17 protein-coding genes are annotated in these 15,796 nt (G+C 54.5%); 8 read left to right on the top strand and 9 right to left on the bottom strand.

Annotated features, from left to right (window positions below):
• The first annotated feature begins 123 nt into the window (after positions 1-123).
• Together ves and hutH are read left to right on the top strand one after the other, a co-directional pair.
• Positions 124-669, top strand: coding sequence for an environmental stress-induced protein Ves (gene ves / locus F3J28_RS08320; RefSeq protein WP_008456615.1), 546 nt, complete (start codon positions 124-126; stop codon positions 667-669).
• 262 nt (positions 670-931) lie between these two features.
• Positions 932-2,476, top strand: a complete 1,545-nt coding sequence (gene hutH, locus F3J28_RS08315) for a histidine ammonia-lyase (RefSeq protein ID WP_166874895.1) — start codon at positions 932-934, stop codon at positions 2,474-2,476.
• Positions 2,477-2,506: 30 nt separating this feature from the next.
• Here the strand turns inward: hutH and cho are convergent, their stop codons facing one another.
• The 3 genes from cho to nadE form a co-directional block, all read right to left on the bottom strand.
• Complete coding sequence (gene cho, locus F3J28_RS08310) at positions 2,507-3,370, bottom strand: excinuclease Cho (protein WP_166874892.1); 864 nt, start codon at positions 3,368-3,370, stop codon at positions 2,507-2,509.
• A gap of 66 nt (positions 3,371-3,436) precedes the next feature.
• Entirely contained in the window at positions 3,437-4,327 is an 891-nt protein-coding gene (gene yddG, locus F3J28_RS08305; RefSeq protein WP_166874889.1) for an aromatic amino acid DMT transporter YddG, read from the bottom strand.
• Positions 4,328-4,393: 66 nt separating this feature from the next.
• Positions 4,394-5,221 carry an NAD(+) synthase gene (gene nadE, locus F3J28_RS08300; protein WP_166874887.1) on the bottom strand — a complete coding sequence of 276 codons (828 nt, stop codon included), beginning with the start codon at positions 5,219-5,221 and terminating at the stop codon, positions 4,394-4,396.
• A gap of 267 nt (positions 5,222-5,488) precedes the next feature.
• On the opposite strand from nadE, the gene osmE reads away from it, so the two are divergent.
• Positions 5,489-5,830, top strand: a complete 342-nt coding sequence (gene osmE, locus F3J28_RS08295) for an osmotically-inducible lipoprotein OsmE (RefSeq protein ID WP_166874884.1) — start codon at positions 5,489-5,491, stop codon at positions 5,828-5,830.
• 150 nt (positions 5,831-5,980) lie between these two features.
• Positions 5,981-6,217, top strand: coding sequence for a cell division activator CedA (gene cedA / locus F3J28_RS08290; protein WP_008456606.1), 237 nt, complete (start codon positions 5,981-5,983; stop codon positions 6,215-6,217).
• A 46-nt stretch (positions 6,218-6,263) separates the two neighbouring features.
• Here the strand turns inward: cedA and F3J28_RS08285 are convergent, their stop codons facing one another.
• The 3 genes from F3J28_RS08285 to hxpB form a co-directional block, all read right to left on the bottom strand.
• Positions 6,264-7,655 carry an L-cystine transporter gene (locus F3J28_RS08285; RefSeq protein WP_085542739.1) on the bottom strand — a complete coding sequence of 464 codons (1,392 nt, stop codon included), beginning with the start codon at positions 7,653-7,655 and terminating at the stop codon, positions 6,264-6,266.
• Positions 7,656-7,787: 132 nt separating this feature from the next.
• Positions 7,788-8,378, bottom strand: a complete 591-nt coding sequence (locus F3J28_RS08280) for a metal-dependent hydrolase (protein WP_008456602.1) — start codon at positions 8,376-8,378, stop codon at positions 7,788-7,790.
• A 121-nt stretch (positions 8,379-8,499) separates the two neighbouring features.
• A complete protein-coding gene (hxpB, locus tag F3J28_RS08275; RefSeq protein WP_166874881.1) occupies positions 8,500-9,168 on the bottom strand; it encodes a hexitol phosphatase HxpB in 669 nt (222 codons plus the stop codon).
• A gap of 168 nt (positions 9,169-9,336) precedes the next feature.
• Between hxpB and F3J28_RS08270 the strand changes: the two genes are divergently transcribed.
• Positions 9,337-9,873: a YniB family protein gene (locus tag F3J28_RS08270; RefSeq protein WP_166874878.1), complete on the top strand. Its 537-nt coding sequence runs from the start codon at positions 9,337-9,339 to the stop codon at positions 9,871-9,873.
• 36 nt (positions 9,874-9,909) lie between these two features.
• On the opposite strand, the gene F3J28_RS08265 is transcribed toward F3J28_RS08270, so the two are convergent.
• From F3J28_RS08265 to pfkB, 3 genes are all read right to left on the bottom strand, one after another.
• Complete coding sequence (locus tag F3J28_RS08265; RefSeq protein ID WP_166874875.1) at positions 9,910-10,770, bottom strand: fructosamine kinase family protein; 861 nt, start codon at positions 10,768-10,770, stop codon at positions 9,910-9,912.
• Positions 10,771-10,868: 98 nt separating this feature from the next.
• Complete coding sequence (gene ghoS, locus F3J28_RS08260) at positions 10,869-11,150, bottom strand: type V toxin-antitoxin system endoribonuclease antitoxin GhoS (RefSeq protein ID WP_166874872.1); 282 nt, start codon at positions 11,148-11,150, stop codon at positions 10,869-10,871.
• Positions 11,151-11,249: 99 nt separating this feature from the next.
• Positions 11,250-12,179 (bottom strand): 6-phosphofructokinase II, encoded by a 930-nt coding sequence (gene pfkB / locus F3J28_RS08255; protein WP_166874869.1) that lies wholly within the window; start codon positions 12,177-12,179, stop codon positions 11,250-11,252.
• 291 nt (positions 12,180-12,470) lie between these two features.
• On the opposite strand from pfkB, the gene F3J28_RS08250 reads away from it, so the two are divergent.
• From F3J28_RS08250 to thrS, 3 genes are all read left to right on the top strand, one after another.
• Positions 12,471-13,229, top strand: a complete 759-nt coding sequence (locus F3J28_RS08250) for a DUF481 domain-containing protein (RefSeq protein WP_008456590.1) — start codon at positions 12,471-12,473, stop codon at positions 13,227-13,229.
• A gap of 124 nt (positions 13,230-13,353) precedes the next feature.
• Positions 13,354-13,608, top strand: a complete 255-nt coding sequence (locus tag F3J28_RS08245) for a hypothetical protein (RefSeq protein ID WP_008456587.1) — start codon at positions 13,354-13,356, stop codon at positions 13,606-13,608.
• Between the two features lie 257 nt (positions 13,609-13,865).
• Positions 13,866-15,794: a threonine--tRNA ligase gene (gene thrS / locus F3J28_RS08240; protein WP_008456585.1), complete on the top strand. Its 1,929-nt coding sequence runs from the start codon at positions 13,866-13,868 to the stop codon at positions 15,792-15,794.
• The last annotated feature ends 2 nt before the right edge of the window (positions 15,795-15,796 follow it).

Here is a 15,796-nt window from a genome sequence, read left to right as displayed (position 1 = left end):
AGATCTGACGAATAAAACAGAGAACTGATGAGCAGGCCGCCGGGGGAGCTCTTCCTTTGGGGTCGCTCAATTTAAAGAGCAAATGCCAGGGCGCACGGATGCCGTGCGTCCTCAGGAGTGGTGATGGAATTCTTTGATATACGAAAGGTGCCGGTTAACCTCTGGCGCAACGGCGCCGGGGAAACGCGAGAAATATGCTGTTTTCCACCCGCGACGCGAGATTTCAACTGGCGTGCCAGTATCGCCTCTTTGGCCCACAACGGCGAGTTTCCGGTCTTTCCGCAGGTTGACCGGGTAATGACTCTGCTGGAGGGGAGCGAGGTCGTTCTCGACGGCGGAAAGGCGTTCAGGCATACGCTCAAGCGCCATCAGCCTTTTACTTTTGCCGGTGAGCAGCCCGTAAAAGCCGAGCTGACTCGCGGCATGTCGATGGACTTTAACGTGATGACTCGCCGGGACCGATGCCGGGCCCAGGTGCGGGTGGCGGACAGAACCTTTACCACTTTTGGTACCCGAGGCGGCGTTGTTTATGTCCTGAGCGGGGAATGGCAGCTTGAAGATAAGCTGCTTTCACCGGACCAGGGCGCCTGGTGGCAGGAGGGCAGCCACACGCTGCGGCTGTTAAAAAACGAAGGGCAACTGCTGTTCAGCGAAATTACCTATTTGTAGACCGAATGCCCGGAAAACTGCCGGGCGATGCTCTTTCTTCCTGATGAATATCCTCAGAAACTGCTGTGCAACTGCGGTTTTGTTCTTCATTTCCCCTTCCTGTAAACGCCCGGCAGCATCCCATGCTGGAAAAATTTCACAAGCGCGATCCGGCTCACCGAACGATAAAAAAGTCCTATGACCCGCTGGCGGATTATTTGGTTTATTAGTTAAGTTGTATATACAAATATAGACAGAAACCCGATGCAAACAGGATGCTGACATGTCAACGCAAAAGAAGCTATGCAGTCTCACTCCAGGTTCCGTTTCACTGGCCACTCTGCGCGAGATCTACCATGGAAACGTGCTGCTCAGGCTTGACCCCGGGGCGGTTGCCGCCGTTGAGCGTGCGCTCGGCACGGTAGAAGCGATTGTTGCCCACGGCGACGTGGTTTACGGTATTAACACCGGTTTTGGCAAGCTGGCACAAACCACCATCGCTACCGATCATCTGGCTGAACTTCAGCGTAATTTGGTGCTTTCTCACAGCGTGGGGCTTGGCGAAGCGCTGCCGGATGATGTTGTCCGACTGGTGATGGCCAGTAAAATTATCAGCCTGTCACGCGGGCATTCCGGCGTTCGTCTGCTGGTGATTGATAGTCTCATTGCGCTGTTTAACTCGGGCGTAATACCGGTGATCCCGGAGAAAGGCTCTGTGGGGGCATCCGGCGACCTGGCCCCGCTGGCGCATTTGTCGCTGATGTTGCTCGGGGAAGGGAATGTCAGGGTGAACGGCGAACAGATCCCTGCCGGTGAAGGTTTGAAGCTGGCAGGCGTAAAGCCGCTGGTACTGGGGCCAAAAGAGGGCCTGGCGCTGCTGAACGGGACTCAGGTTTCGACGGCGCTTGCGCTGCGAGGGTTGTTTGAGGGCGAGAAGGTGTTTGCTGCCGGGCTGGTGGCGGGGGCCTTGTCGCTGGAGGCTATCAAAGGCTCCGTGAAACCATTCGACGCGCGTATCCACCAGGCTCGCGGCCAGGCGGGACAAATTGATGTGGCTGCTGCGGTCACTGCGCTTCTTGCAGACAGTAAAATCGTTGATTCCCACGCCCACTGTGGCCGTGTGCAGGATCCTTATTCCATTCGCTGCGTGCCGCAGGTTATGGGCGCGTGTCTGGATAATCTGCGCCATGCGGCGCGTGTTCTGCAGATTGAGGCCAACGCCGCCTCGGACAATCCGTTGGTGTTCAGCGACACCGGAGAAGTGATTTCCGGCGGCAACTTCCACGCAGAGCCCGTTGCCTTTGCCGCCGATATTATCGCGCTGGCAGTGGCGGAAATTGGCGCGATTTCAGAACGTCGTCTGGCGCTGTTGCTGGACACTGGACTCTCAGGCTTGCCGCCGTTCCTCGTGAAAGAGGGCGGGATTAACTCCGGCTTTATGATTGCGCAGGTCACCGCTGCCGCTCTGGCCTCAGAGAATAAATCGCTCGCTCACCCTGGCAGCGTAGACAGCCTGCCAACGTCTGCGAATCAGGAAGACCATGTTTCGATGGCGACCTATGCGGCTCGTCGTTTGGGTTCCATGTGCTTTAACACTGCGGCAGTGGTCGGGATTGAGGCGATGGCCGCTGCTCAGGGCATTGAATTTCACCGGCCGTTGCGCAGCTCGCCGCTGCTTGAAAAGGTCTTCGGGGATATTCGAGAGCGTGTCGCGTTCCTGGAAAAAGACCGCCTGCTGGCACCGGATATCGAGCGAATGCGCCTCTGGGGCTGCAGCGACGGCTGGCCGGAAGCTATCACGAAGCTTCTGCCTTCGTCGGCGGCATAGCACTTTTAGACTCCTCTCCTGGGGGGGAGTCTACTCCAGTTCTATCACCTCATATTCCCCGCTCAGCATCAGCTTGCAAAGGATCTTGTAGCCGTCGTTATCAAAGCCCTCCGGCGGCTGGCGGCGGGTTGTCGCGTCAGTTAACTGCTGCACGGAGCCAAGATAAAACCAGTGATCGATCAGGTGATACTCGGTCATCTCCGGGCTGCGTTCCACGATGGCGACGGCGTTTTTCCATGGCCAGCAAATCAGGCGAACCTGTTCGAGAGCCTGAAACAGGCGGGCATGATGCTCGGCCTGAGTCTCTTTCCCGCAGCAGGCTCCGGCGCAGCGTTTAAGCGCGGAGCGAAAACAGGCCCGGCCCTTGCTCAGTGATTCCAGGCCCAGCAGGCCGTAACAGAGGCGATGCTCATCGGCCAGCCCTTGCAGCGTTTGCAGCGCGGCCCGGCGGTTAGCGTACAACCCATACAGGCCCGGCTGGCGGGAGAAATCGACATCTTTGGCATATACAACCTGCGGTGTGTCCCCCTGGAGAGACAGGGAACAAAGCTGGCGGTTACGACGCAGGCGTTTGTTGAACAAAGGCTGTTGCTCTTTGATCATTTGCGCTTCGAGCAGCAGCGCTCCGAGTTCGCCGGCAGTGCGGATGAAGGTGATCCGGCGAGACTGCCTCAAGAGTGCGGCTTCATCAGGCGTACGAAAATGGGACATCACGCGTGTGCGGATATTGACACTTTTGCCGATATACAACGGCATAACGTCGCTTTCACCGTGAAAAACATAGACGCCGGGTTTTTTGGGCAGGTCATCAAGCCATGGCCTGAGATGCTCCGGATATTCATAGACCGCCGCGGCTTCAAACTCTAACCGCGGCGTATTTGCACGCCTGACCACATCGGACTCCTGAGTACTGTTTATTTCACCAGTATAGCAGTCGTGAAGGTGAAGAGGGAATCGCCCTTAACCATAGTGCCGCGTGGCAAGCCAGCAAAGCAGAGAGCCGCCTACAACCATCAGTACACCTTGCCAGAAAGCAAAGCCGGGATGCAGACCCAGCCAAAGCGTGGCGAGCAGGGCCGATAATACCGGCGTGAAGTAGGAAGCCGTGGCAAGCAGCGTCATGTTTCCCCGCTGGATACCAACATTCCAGGCTGAATAGGCGACGGCGGTAGAAATCCCCATAAATAACAGCTGTGCCGTACCAGATAGCGTGAAATGCATTGTTGGATGTGCCACAAAGACGAACTTAATCCACAGCACCAGCGCGGTGGCGCAGAAAAACAGGCTGACGCCGCTTTTACCTTCGCTCCAGCGGCGAGTCAGGTTGCAGTAGAGCGCCCAGATGATGGCGGCGGCAAAAGCCAGGCCGTAGGCCAGTGGGTTATCGAGAATGTTGTGCCACATCACGAGAGGCGACCAGCCGCCGTCTCCCTTCATTACCTGCACAATCCCCGCCAGGGAAAGCGCGAGCCCAGGCCACAGCCATAAATTGCTGCGTTGGCCGTTAATAAACAGGGCGAAAAAAACGGTCAGGCAGGGCCAGAGATAATTGATCATCCCCAGTTCCAGGGACTGAGCGCGGGTGTGCGCCAGGCCAATTGAAAGCGCCAGGCTTATTTCATAGCCCACAAAGAGCAGCCCGCCAACCCAGAGATAACGGGGTGGGAGTTCGCGTATTTTGGGCAAACCTCGGACGAGGCAAAGACACAGCGCGCTGACGGTGTAGAGCAGGGCCGCGCCGCCGACTGCGCCAAAGTGCTCGCTGATGCTGCGCAACAGGCCAACGGAGGTACTCCAGAGCAGGATTGCGATAAGGCCGATAAGCGTGGCGCGTTGCGAAGAGGTGTCCATATCCATCCTGTAAAAAAGGCGGCACTACGCCGCCCTGAAAAAATGCTAATGCAAAGCTGTTTCTGACTATTTTTTCCAGAAATCATCAAATACGGTAATCGGCGGACGGCGTTTGTGTTCCGTTTTCAGATACCAGCCTTCGATGATTTTTGCGGTTTCAGCCGGAACGGTTTTGCCTTCCAGATAATCGTCAATTTGCACGTAGGTTACGCCCAGGGCCGCTTCATCCGGCAGAGAAGGGCGATCGTCTTCGAGATCGGCCGTCGGGGCCTTCAGGTACAAATGTTCCGGGCAGCCGAGCGTTTTCAGCAGCAGTTTGCCCTGGCGTTTGTTGAGGCGGAAAAGAGGATTAATATCGGTGCCGCCGTCGCCATACTTGGTGAAGAAGCCGGTGACGGCTTCCGCGGCATGGTCCGTCCCCACGACGACACCTTTGGTCATCCCGGCGATGCTGTACTGCGCTTTCATGCGCTCGCGGGCTTTTTCATTGCCGCGAACAAAATCGCTCAGCTCGATACCCGCTTCGCGTAGCGCCTGCTCGCTGGCAAGCACGGCGCCCTTGATGTTCACCGTTAACACGCGATCCGGCTGGATAAACGCAATGGCATCCTGGCAATCCTGCTCGTCGGCCTGTACGCCAAACGGCAAGCGAACGGCGATAAACTGATAGCTGTCGTCGCCGCTTTCATCGCGCAGTTCGCTGATTGCTAGCTGGCAGAGTTTGCCCGCCAGAGTGGAGTCCTGGCCACCGCTGATCCCCAGTACCAGAGACTTAATAAACGGGTAGGTTTTAAGGTACGATTTAAGAAAATCTACGCTGACGCGGATCTCTTCGCTGGCGTCGATCTGTGGCTTGACGCCCAGTGCCTGAATAATCTCTTGTTGCAGAGCCATTTAACCCCTCCAATAAGCTGTACCCGCAACGCGCAGGCCGCAAAATTTAGCTGCCCTAAAACTTACCCTGTTGCGCTGAAAACGACAAGGCTCAAAGGCTTACCCGGCCTGTAGACGGCGAGTTTTCCTGCAAATCAGACAGGATCCTTATGAATACTCTTATTGTCCGAATTTTCACGCATTAAGGGTAACGAGTTGAAAAATGTTCTTTTATATTCCAGGCTTATCTGACACGCAGGATCAATACATTCATTGATGAGGATAATTATGAATAATAAATTTGCAGGATTTTTAGGCGCGGCAGCGGTAATGACTATGCTGGCAGGGTGTACCGCTTACGATCGCACCAAAGATTTGGTGACTGAGCCGGTGGTGAAAGATGTGAAAAAAGGCATGACCCGTGCCCAGGTACAGCAGATTGCGGGTAAACCGTCTTCCGAAATCACCATGATCCACGCCAAAGGGACCTGCCAGACCTATATTCTGGGCCAGCGTAACGGTAAAGCTGAAACCTATTTTGTCGCGCTGGATAACACCGGTCGCGTGATGAATTCAGGCTACCAGACCTGCGCTGAATACGACACCGATCCGCAGGCACCTAAAGCCTAAGCGAGTACGCTGTAAAGGGCCCGGCTGCAGTCTCTGCGCCGGGTTTTTTTTGCCTTACGGGCGGAGGCAGAGAAGAGGGGGCGACGAGGAAGGGTGAGATCCGCTATCATGGTGAGGTTGTTCACTAATTCAGTTCCAATCCCGTTGCCTATGAAACCACTGCGCCAACCGAATACACGTCCAATCATTACCTACACGCCCCGCGTGGAACCAGCTCCGCCTTCTCATGCGTGGCGAGTAGACGGGTTTAAAGATGTCTATCTGCTGCGCGGGCAGTATGTAGCGTTTGTTTTACTGGGTGATGCCTTCCGCCAGTCACCGCCGTTTACTTTGCCCGAGTCGGCACAGCGCTGGGCGAAACAGGTTCGGCAGGAAAACGAAGTATAAAAAAAGGCCGCTAGTGATAGCGGCCTTTTTTGTTTTTCAGTTCAGATTAACGGTGGGCTAATTCCACTTCATCGTCACTGTTCAGAATCTCTTTGTCGGTCTGCTTCATTAATTGGCTGGTAATGGTCCCGGCGGTCATCGACCCGCTAACGTTCAGGGCGGTACGGCCCATATCAATCAGCGGCTCAACGGAAATCAGCAGCGCGACCAGCGTTACCGGCAGCCCCATCGCGGGCAGCACAATCAGCGCGGCGAAGGTTGCACCACCGCCCACGCCGGCTACGCCTGCGGAGCTAACGGTCACAATCCCTACCAGCGTCGCAATCCAGACAGGATCCAGCGGGTTAATCCCTACGGTCGGAGCCACCATCACGGCAAGCATCGCCGGGTAGAGACCTGCACAGCCGTTTTGGCCGATGGTTGCACCGAAGGAGGCGGAGAAGCTGGCGATAGATTCTGGTACGCCAAGACGGCGGGTTTGCGCTTCCACGTTCAGAGGGATACTCGCCGCGCTGGAGCGGCTGGTGAATGCGAAGGTCAGCACCGGCCAGACTTTGCGGAAGTATTTCACCGGGCTAACGCCGTTGAACGCCAGCAGAATGGCGTGAACGCCAAACATAATCGCCAGGCCAAGGTAAGATGCCACCACAAAGCTGCCCAGCTTGATGATGTCCTGCAGGTTTGAACCTGCTACCACTTTGGTCATCAGCGCCAGCACGCCGTATGGCGTCAGCTGCATTACCAGGCGAACCAGTTTCATGACCCAGCTTTGCAGGGTGTCGATAGCTACCAGCACACGCTCGCCTTTTGGCGCATCATCTTTCAGCAGCTTCAGCGCCGCGACGCCCAGGAAGGCGGCAAAAATCACCACGCTGATGATAGACGTCGGGTTGGCACCGGTCAGGTCAGCAAACGGGTTTTTCGGCACGAAGGAGAGGATCAGCTGCGGGACGGTCAGGTCAGCAACTTTACCAATGTAGTTGGATTGAATCGCCGCCAGACGGGCGTTTTCTGCATTGCCCTGCACCAGGCCTTCAGCGGTCAGGCCAAACAGATTGGTGACCAGCACCCCGACCAGCGCAGCAATCAGCGTGGTAAACAGCAGTGTACCGATAGACAGAACGCTGATTTTCCCCAGCGAAGATGCATTATGCAGTTTGGCTACGGCACTCAGAATTGAGGCGAAGACCAGCGGCATGACAATCATCTGCAGCAGCTGCACATAGCCGTTACCGACAACATTAAACCACTGAATGGAATCTTTCAGCACCGCGCTGTCGGAACCATAAATGGTGTGCAGCGCCAGGCCAAAGATCACGCCCAGTACCAGACCTGCCAGCACTTTTTTGGCAAGGCTCCATTGCTTGTGGCGAGTTTGCGCCAGCAGCAATAGCAATACAACGAACACCACAATGTTCGCTACCAGTGGAAAATTCATCCCCGTATCTCCTGATTTATTGTCACGCGGCCGCGCAGGGGCGACCGTTATGTTGCAAAGCGTAACAGATGGCAGGGCGTTGGCTTATATTCAAAAGGAATTGATTATTACCAAATGGATGATATTGGCTGTTTAACGCTCAGACTGGTGAGTTATAAAGCTATTAAAGGTGGTTTGCAGCGAATTTATCATCTGCGAAGACCAGCGTACTGCACCGTTTTCGGGCAGGCCCTGGGGCATCCAAACCGCAAAACCAAACAGCGCCATGCACAGGGCGCGCTCAAGCTGATTGCCTTTTTGTGGGCGAACGATGGGAAAACGGAAACGCCAGCGGCACGGCCACAATAGCGGCACCCCGGCAGGCGTTAGCATGTCGGCAAGTATATGGCTGAGGTAACCCAGCACCATGCCCTGCAGCGCATCGGCTGGAATGACCCAGCTTTCTGGTACCTTGAGGTAAAACAGTGCCAGCCCGGCGAATACTACGAACAGGCTGTGGGTAAACCCCCGGTGGCCGCACATTCGCGCCACCGGTTTTGAGATCCAGCTTAGCCGCTGGCCCAGAAAGGATTTTGGGTGGTCAATATCCGGCAACAGGCAGGTCAGAATCGCGGACGGCACAATATGCCACCAGTCACCCTGGGCGAGGACGGGCGTCAGTTCGGCGTTTTTGGCAAAAACTGCGCAGGCAATAGAAAAGAGCAGGTGGCCTTCCGCCGTCATGATACAACCTGAATGAAGAAACTGTCGATTCATCCAGTATAGGGTTTTTGTACAGTATTCGGAAGAGGTGACGGTGTAACATTTTGTCAGGAAAACGGGCGGCCTGAGCCGCCCGACAGGTTTAGCCTTTCAGGCTTGTTTCGGTTAACTGAGCCAGAGAAGGAAGTTTGACGTCCGCCAGGCACCAGCGTGGGTCCGCAAAGTTCTCCTCGGCAGGCACCACAATGGAGCGCATCCTCGCCGCTTTAGTGGCGATCATACCGTTGACGGAGTCTTCGAGCGTCACGCAGGAGAGCGGATCGATCCCCAGCTTCTCGGCCGCATCGAGATACACTTGTGGATGCGGCTTGCTGTAAGGCAGATGTTCGGCGGAGGCAATAGCGTCGAAGTCCTGGCGCAGGTCGAACATTTCAAGCACCTTTTCCAGCATGTGCAGCGGAGACGCAGAGGCCAGGCCAACCTTCAGGCCCAGCGTTTTGCAAAGCTTCACCGCTTCAATAACGCCAGGCAGCAGCGGGCGCTGTTCCTCAACCAACGCAATAGCACGTTCGATAACGCGCGCGGTCACTTCCTCACGAGATGGTCCGGTCCACGGCTGGCGTGAATACCAAAGTTCAACCACCAGGTCGATGCGTAATCCCAGCGTGTCGGGCAGTTCGTGACGACGCGTAATATCGACGCCGATGCTCTCCAGCACGTCCAGCTCCGCACGATCCCAAAGCGGTTCGGAATCTATCAGCAGCCCATCCATATCAAAAATTGCTGCGAGAATTTGGCGCGTTTCGGCCATAAAATGACTCCTTTCTGTTCGTCAAAATAAAATGTTTGTGTATCTTTAGCCGGAAACAAAGCCCGAAGCTACCGCTTTTGCGAATTTAGCCCGCAAAGCTCAGGCGAAATAGCGCCACACAGGGTAGACTTTGAGCGTATAACGTTACGTCCTAATAAAGGGGAGTACATGACGTATCAACAAGCTGGACGCATTGCGATTTTAAAGCGCGTGGCGGGCTGGATTATTTTTATCCCGGCGCTTCTGTCGACGGTAATTTCCATCCTGAAATTTATGTATCAGCACAGCGAAAAACAGCCGGGCATTGACGCCGTAATGATGGATTTCGCCCACGTGATGATTGAGATGATGCGGTTCAATACGCCGTTCCTGAATCTCTTCTGGTACAACTCGCCGCTGCCGGATTTTAACGGCCAGGTGAACGTCTTCTTTTGGCTAATATTTGCGCTGATTTTTATCGGTCTGGCGCTACAGGACTCCGGGGCCCGCATGAGCCGTCAGGCAAAATTCCTGCGCGAGGGCGTGCAGGATCAGTTGATTCTTGAACAGGCGAAAGGGCCGGAGGGACTCAGCAAAGCGCAGCTTGATGCAAAAGTGGTTGTGCCGCATCACACGATCTTACTGCAGATTTTTCCGCTTTATGTCCTGCCGGTGATTGTCATCGTGGTGGGCTATTTCTTCTTCAAGCTGCTCGGCTTTTTATAAAATAACGGGCCACGCCGTTCAGGCGCGGCCTGCTTTTTACGCCGCTAATACTTTCTCAAGCGCTTTTTGCGCCGTCACCAGGTGCTGCCCACCGAACAGAATCGCCCGGTTAAGCAGGGTATAAAGTTGGTAAATGGGCTGGCGGTCCAGGAAGCCCGCCGGAAGAGGAGAGACGGACTGATAGCCGTCGTAAATTTGCGGCGGCTGGTCGTTGTGCAGCGGCAGCATGGCCAGGTCGCATTCCCGGTCACCCCAATAGCAGGCGGGGTCGTAAATAAAGGGCCCGTCAGGCCCGAGGGCGCAGTTGCCCGACCAGAGATCGCCGTGCAGCAGGGAAGGCTGAGGCTGATGCGAGGCCAGCGCCTGCTGGACAAAATCAACGATCAAATCAATATCGCCATAGTCGATGCCTTTTTCCGCCGCCATTTCCAACTGCCAGCCAATGCGCTGCTCGGCAAAGAAGGTCGACCAGCGTCGCTGCCAGGCGTTGGGCTGCGGGGTGGTGGAGAGATCGTTGTCGAAGTCCAGACCGAACTGCGGCTGATCGCTCCATTGATGAAGCCGGGCCAACTGCTGACCGAGGAGAAACGCGTTATGGGCATCGAGGGGTTTAGAAGGCAGATACTCCAGCAGCAAGAAGCTGTAATCCCTGTCGCTGCCGAGCGCCCAGACCTTGGGTACTCTGACGGTTTTACTGCGCGACAGGAGCTCTAGCTGATCGGCTTCTGCCGTGAAGATGGGCAGCATTTCGCGCTCGTCACACTTGACGAAAATCTCGTGGCCCGCATAACGAATATGCCATGCCGCGTGAATTTCGCCGCCGGGTAGCTCAGTGCGCTGTTCAATCTCTGCTTCGCCTAACTGCTCGCTTAACAAATGACGGATGGCTTGCCACATGACTTTTCTCCCCAGGTTGGCTGGTAGACACTGCAATCAATAGCTTATCGCCGTTTGCCGGGCAAAAACACGCGCTGACGCACAACCCCGGCCAGAGCTTACTTTTGTTTCTGCCAGGCTTCCCAGCGGGTAACGACGACGTCAGGTTCCGTGCCAAGCGCTACGCTTCCCAGCCCTCTGGCCAACGCTGCAACGTCTTGTTCATCAAGCGGACTGATTAGCCCGAAGCTGCCCGGGCCAAGTTCGTGAATTTTGCCTTGATCATCGGTGAGCGTGAGGGTAAAACCGCCGCGCGTGAGCTGGTTGTTCAGCTCGTTGATGTCGGCCAGGCTTTGCTCTTCAAATTGCACCGTTATCAGATAGCGTTCAACTTCGCTCATAGTCACCCCGTTGTTATCCTGAAGGTTTTAGCATAGTTCATGCTGCCGGAATGGCGATATTCTCGCCCTGCAGCAGCCCGTTTATTCTGCAACGAAACGTTAGCCTCGTAGCCAGGCGTAGATCTTCTGCGTATTTTCCAGCGAGCAGAGGCGGGTGCCTTTGTTCAGCGTAGCGGCACTGCCGGCAGCCACGCCATAGCGAACGATATCCAGCAGAGGCGCGTTTTCCGCAAGCTTGAGCGTCATGGCGCCAACCATGCTGTCTCCGGCGCCGACGGTGCTTTGGCTTTTGACCGGCGGCGGCACAACGTGCACACATTCTTGTGTATCAACCGCCAGGGCTCCCTGGGCTCCCAGAGAAACCACGACGCGTTTTGCCTGGCCGCTGTCGACAAGGTGCTGCGCGGCGGCTCGCACATCGTCCGGCTGCGTAAGTTCGCGCTGAACTAAGGCGCTCAGCTCTTTTTGGTTTGGCTTCACCAGTTCGATGTTGCCTAACGCGAGTGTGGCTTTCAGTGCCTCTCCTGAGCTGTCCACAATGCAGCGAATGCCTTTCTCCTGAGCCATTTTTACCAGGCGGCAGAGCTTTTTGAGATCAACGCCCGGCGGCAGGCTACCGCTGATCGCCAGAATATCGCCGGAATGAAGGGCAAGGGCTTTTTGTTCCAGTTGCAGGAATTCATCCTCCGTCAGGGCGGCTCCAGGCATAACGAATCGATATTGTTCGCCGGTAGATTCGGTATGAACGTGCAGGTTTTGGCGAGTCCAGTCTTTCGCTTCCACGGTGTCCACGGCGACATGCTCTTCAAGCAGCAGATCGCGAAGGTGCTGGCCAGTCGCGCCGCCAACCGGAAATATCGCCGTGGCGTGTCCCCCCAAATGGACAATGGCACGGGCAACGTTTATACCGCCGCCGCCGGGTTCAAAGATGGGCGAGGTGCAGCGAAGTTTCCCTTCAGGATAGATTTGCGCCGTGACGGTGGCGCTGTCGAGGGAAGGGGCGAGGGTGAGTGTAAAAATAGCTGTCATGTCTCCTCCTTTTTTAGCCATTGTCCTAAAGCGTAGCACCGAAGCGGGAAGTGAAAAGTTAATTAAAATCATGATTTATCGAATGATTATCCAAAAACCATAACCTTCGTATCCTTATGAAAATAAAGATATTTTAAGAGCTCTCTTATACAAAAAATGAAACAAGAATCCATTGCTATGTTATTGCGGAGTTTTTATAATTTGTAACCTTTCCTGGGCGACTTCGATTTGATCCCGAGGAAAGATTCCGGAACCTTAATGGTTTCTTTTTTGTGTTGTACGGATTAATAAATGAAGCTTTTAAAGACAGTGCCGGTTGCGCTTTTACTCACCGGTGGAGCGTTCTTTAGCCATTTCGCAGTGGCAGATGACTCAGTATTTACTGTCATGGATGACCCGACTACCGCGAAGAAACCCTTCGAAGGTAATCTGAATGCAGGCTATCTCGCGCAGGCAGGCAATACCAAAAGTTCCAACTTGACTGCTAACACCAATATGACCTGGTACAACACGGCTACCGCCTGGTCAATTTGGGGTACCGCCAGTAACACCTCTTCCAACGATGTGCGTTCTTCCGAGAAATACTCAGCGGGTGGGCGTGGTCGTTACAACATGACTGACTATGACTATCTCTTTGGTCAGGCCAGCTGGTTGACTGACCGGTACAACGGCTATCATGCGCGCGATGTCTTCACTGCGGGTTATGGTCGCCAGTTGCTGAACGGTCCAGTTCACAGTCTGCGTGTGGAATTCGGTCCTGGTGTGCGTTATGACGAATTTACCGATGGTAAAAACGAGACTCAGGCGCTGGGCTATGCGTCTGCGACTTACAACTGGCAGTTGACCGACAACGCTAAGTTTATTCAGGGCGTGTCCGTGCTGGGCAGTGACGACACCACGGTGAACTCCGAAACGGCGCTGGATGTGGCTATCAGTGAGCACTTTGGCCTGAAAGTGGGCTATAACGTGACCTGGAACTCCGATCCGCCGTCTACTGCACCAAACCATACCGACAGACGTACGCAAATTACGCTCGGGTATAAAATGTAAGATTAAGAAGCCGGACAATATCCGGCTTTGTTTTTTCCTCGTGCGCCCACTCTTCGTTTTTTCCTATCCTTTTGAGAACCAAAACCACCTGGCAAAACGCATAGCGCCCTGAGAATAATCGTGCATGACTATCTATCGCGTACGAGTGGGGTTTCATAACCCTTCAGCCCTGACCTTCAGGCAGCTTGATGAAATTCTGGAGCCGCAGCGATTCTGGCGTACTGAGTCCGGCGGTGGGACTTTTCGCTATTTTATGGAATACGAATATGAGTCGGAACTGAGAGACCTTTGTGCGGTGTGCGACCTGGCTTACTCCCAGGCTTGTAAGGTAAAAAAATGCCCGCTGGTGCTGGTGGAAGAGAAAGACAAAGCGGCATAACGCGCCTTGAAAAGGGTGGGCGACGACCTTATTTATCAAGCTCGTTCACGGCAACAAGGGATGTATTCCCCTTTCTGTTAGTGTTACCATCTGCGATTCAGGTGAGATGGCGGTGATGCCATTTTCATTTGTACACCAGACTGCGTACCAATTCGGCGATTGTTGGTCAAATGGTTACGCAACGAGTTGTTCTAAATCCAATTTCTCTACTGTATGTGATCTTTCGTGTGGGTCACCACTGCAGATAAGGACTTAACATGCCTGTTATTACTCTTCCTGATGGCAGCCAACGCCATTACGACAAACCCGTTAGCCCAATGGACGTTGCGCTGGACATCGGTCCAGGTCTTGCCAAAGCGTGTATCGCTGGCCGCGTAGACGGTGAACTGGTTGATGCTTCCGATATTATCGAAAACGACGCGAAGCTCGCCATTATCACCGCTAAAGACGAAGCGGGTCTGGAAATTCTTCGCCACTCTTGTGCTCACCTGCTCGGTCATGCCATCAAGCAGCTGTGGCCGCACACTAAAATGGCGATCGGCCCGGTTATCGACAACGGTTTCTACTACGACGTTGATCTGGACCACACCCTGACGCAGGAAGATCTTGAGCTGCTCGAGAAGCGTATGCACGAGCTGGCCGAGAAAGATTACGACGTTATCAAGAAAAAGGTGAGCTGGCAGGAAGCGCGTGAGACTTTCGTCAACCGCGGCGAAAACTACAAAGTTGCCATTCTTGATGAAAACATCAGCCATGATGACAAACCAGGTTTGTATCATCATGAAGAATATGTGGATATGTGCCGCGGGCCACATGTGCCAAACATGCGTTTCTGCCATCACTTCAAGCTGCAGAAAACCTCCGGCGCATACTGGCGCGGTGACAGCAACAACAAGATGCTGCAGCGTATCTACGGCACCGCCTGGGCGGATAAAAAGCAGCTGAATGCTTATCTGCAGCGTCTGGAAGAAGCGTCCAAGCGCGATCACCGTAAAATCGGCAAGCAGCTTGACCTGTACCATATGCAGGAAGAAGCGCCGGGTATGGTGTTCTGGCATAACGACGGCTGGACTATTTTCCGCGAGCTGGAAGTGTTTGTCCGTTCCAAGCTGAAAGAGTACCAGTACCAGGAAGTGAAAGGTCCGTTCATGATGGACCGCGTTCTGTGGGAAAAAACGGGCCACTGGGACAACTACAAAGACGCGATGTTCACCACCTCTTCCGAGAACCGTGAATACTGCATCAAACCGATGAACTGCCCGGGCCACGTACAGATCTTCAACCAGGGCCTGAAGTCCTACCGCGACCTGCCGCTGCGTATGGCGGAATTTGGTAGCTGCCACCGCAATGAGCCTTCGGGCGCGCTGCATGGCCTGATGCGTGTACGCGGCTTTACTCAGGACGACGCCCACATCTTCTGTACTGAAGAGCAGGTTCGCGATGAAGTAAACAGCTGTATCCGCATGGTCTACGACATGTACAGCACCTTCGGTTTCGAGAAAATCGTTGTGAAACTGTCTACCCGTCCGGAAAAACGCATCGGCAGTGACGAAATGTGGGATCGCGCGGAAGCGGATCTGGCTGTTGCATTGCAGGAAAACAATATCCCGTTTGACTATCAGCCGGGTGAAGGTGCATTCTACGGCCCGAAAATTGAGTTCACGCTGTATGACTGCCTGGATCGTGCATGGCAGTGTGGTACCGTTCAGCTTGACTTCTCCCTGCCAACCCGCTTGAACGCCTCCTATATTGGCGAAAATAACGAGCGTTTGGTGCCGGTAATGATTCACCGCGCCATTTTAGGTTCAATGGAACGCTTTATCGGTATTCTGACCGAAGAGTTTGCTGGTTTCTTCCCAACCTGGCTTGCTCCGGTGCAGGCGGTGGTGATGAATATCACCGACGGCCAGGCAGAATACGTTAACGAATTGACTCGTAAACTCCAAAATGCGGGCATTCGCGTAAAAGCAGACTTGAGAAATGAGAAGATAGGCTTTAAAATCCGTGAACACACGTTACGTCGTGTCCCTTATATGCTGGTTTGTGGCGATAAAGAGGTCGAAGCAGGCAAAGTTGCCGTTCGTACCCGCCGCGGCAAAGACCTGGGGAGCATGGACGTCAACGAATTGATTGAAAAGCTGCAGCAAGAAATTCGCAGCCGCAATCTTCATCAACTGGAGGAATAAAG

Source organism: Enterobacter sp. Ap-1006, assembly GCF_011752835.1.
Taxonomy (GTDB): Bacteria; Pseudomonadota; Gammaproteobacteria; order Enterobacterales; family Enterobacteriaceae; genus Cedecea.
Note: the sequence above shows the minus strand (reverse complement) of the source record. Positions and strands in the feature narration are given on the sequence as shown.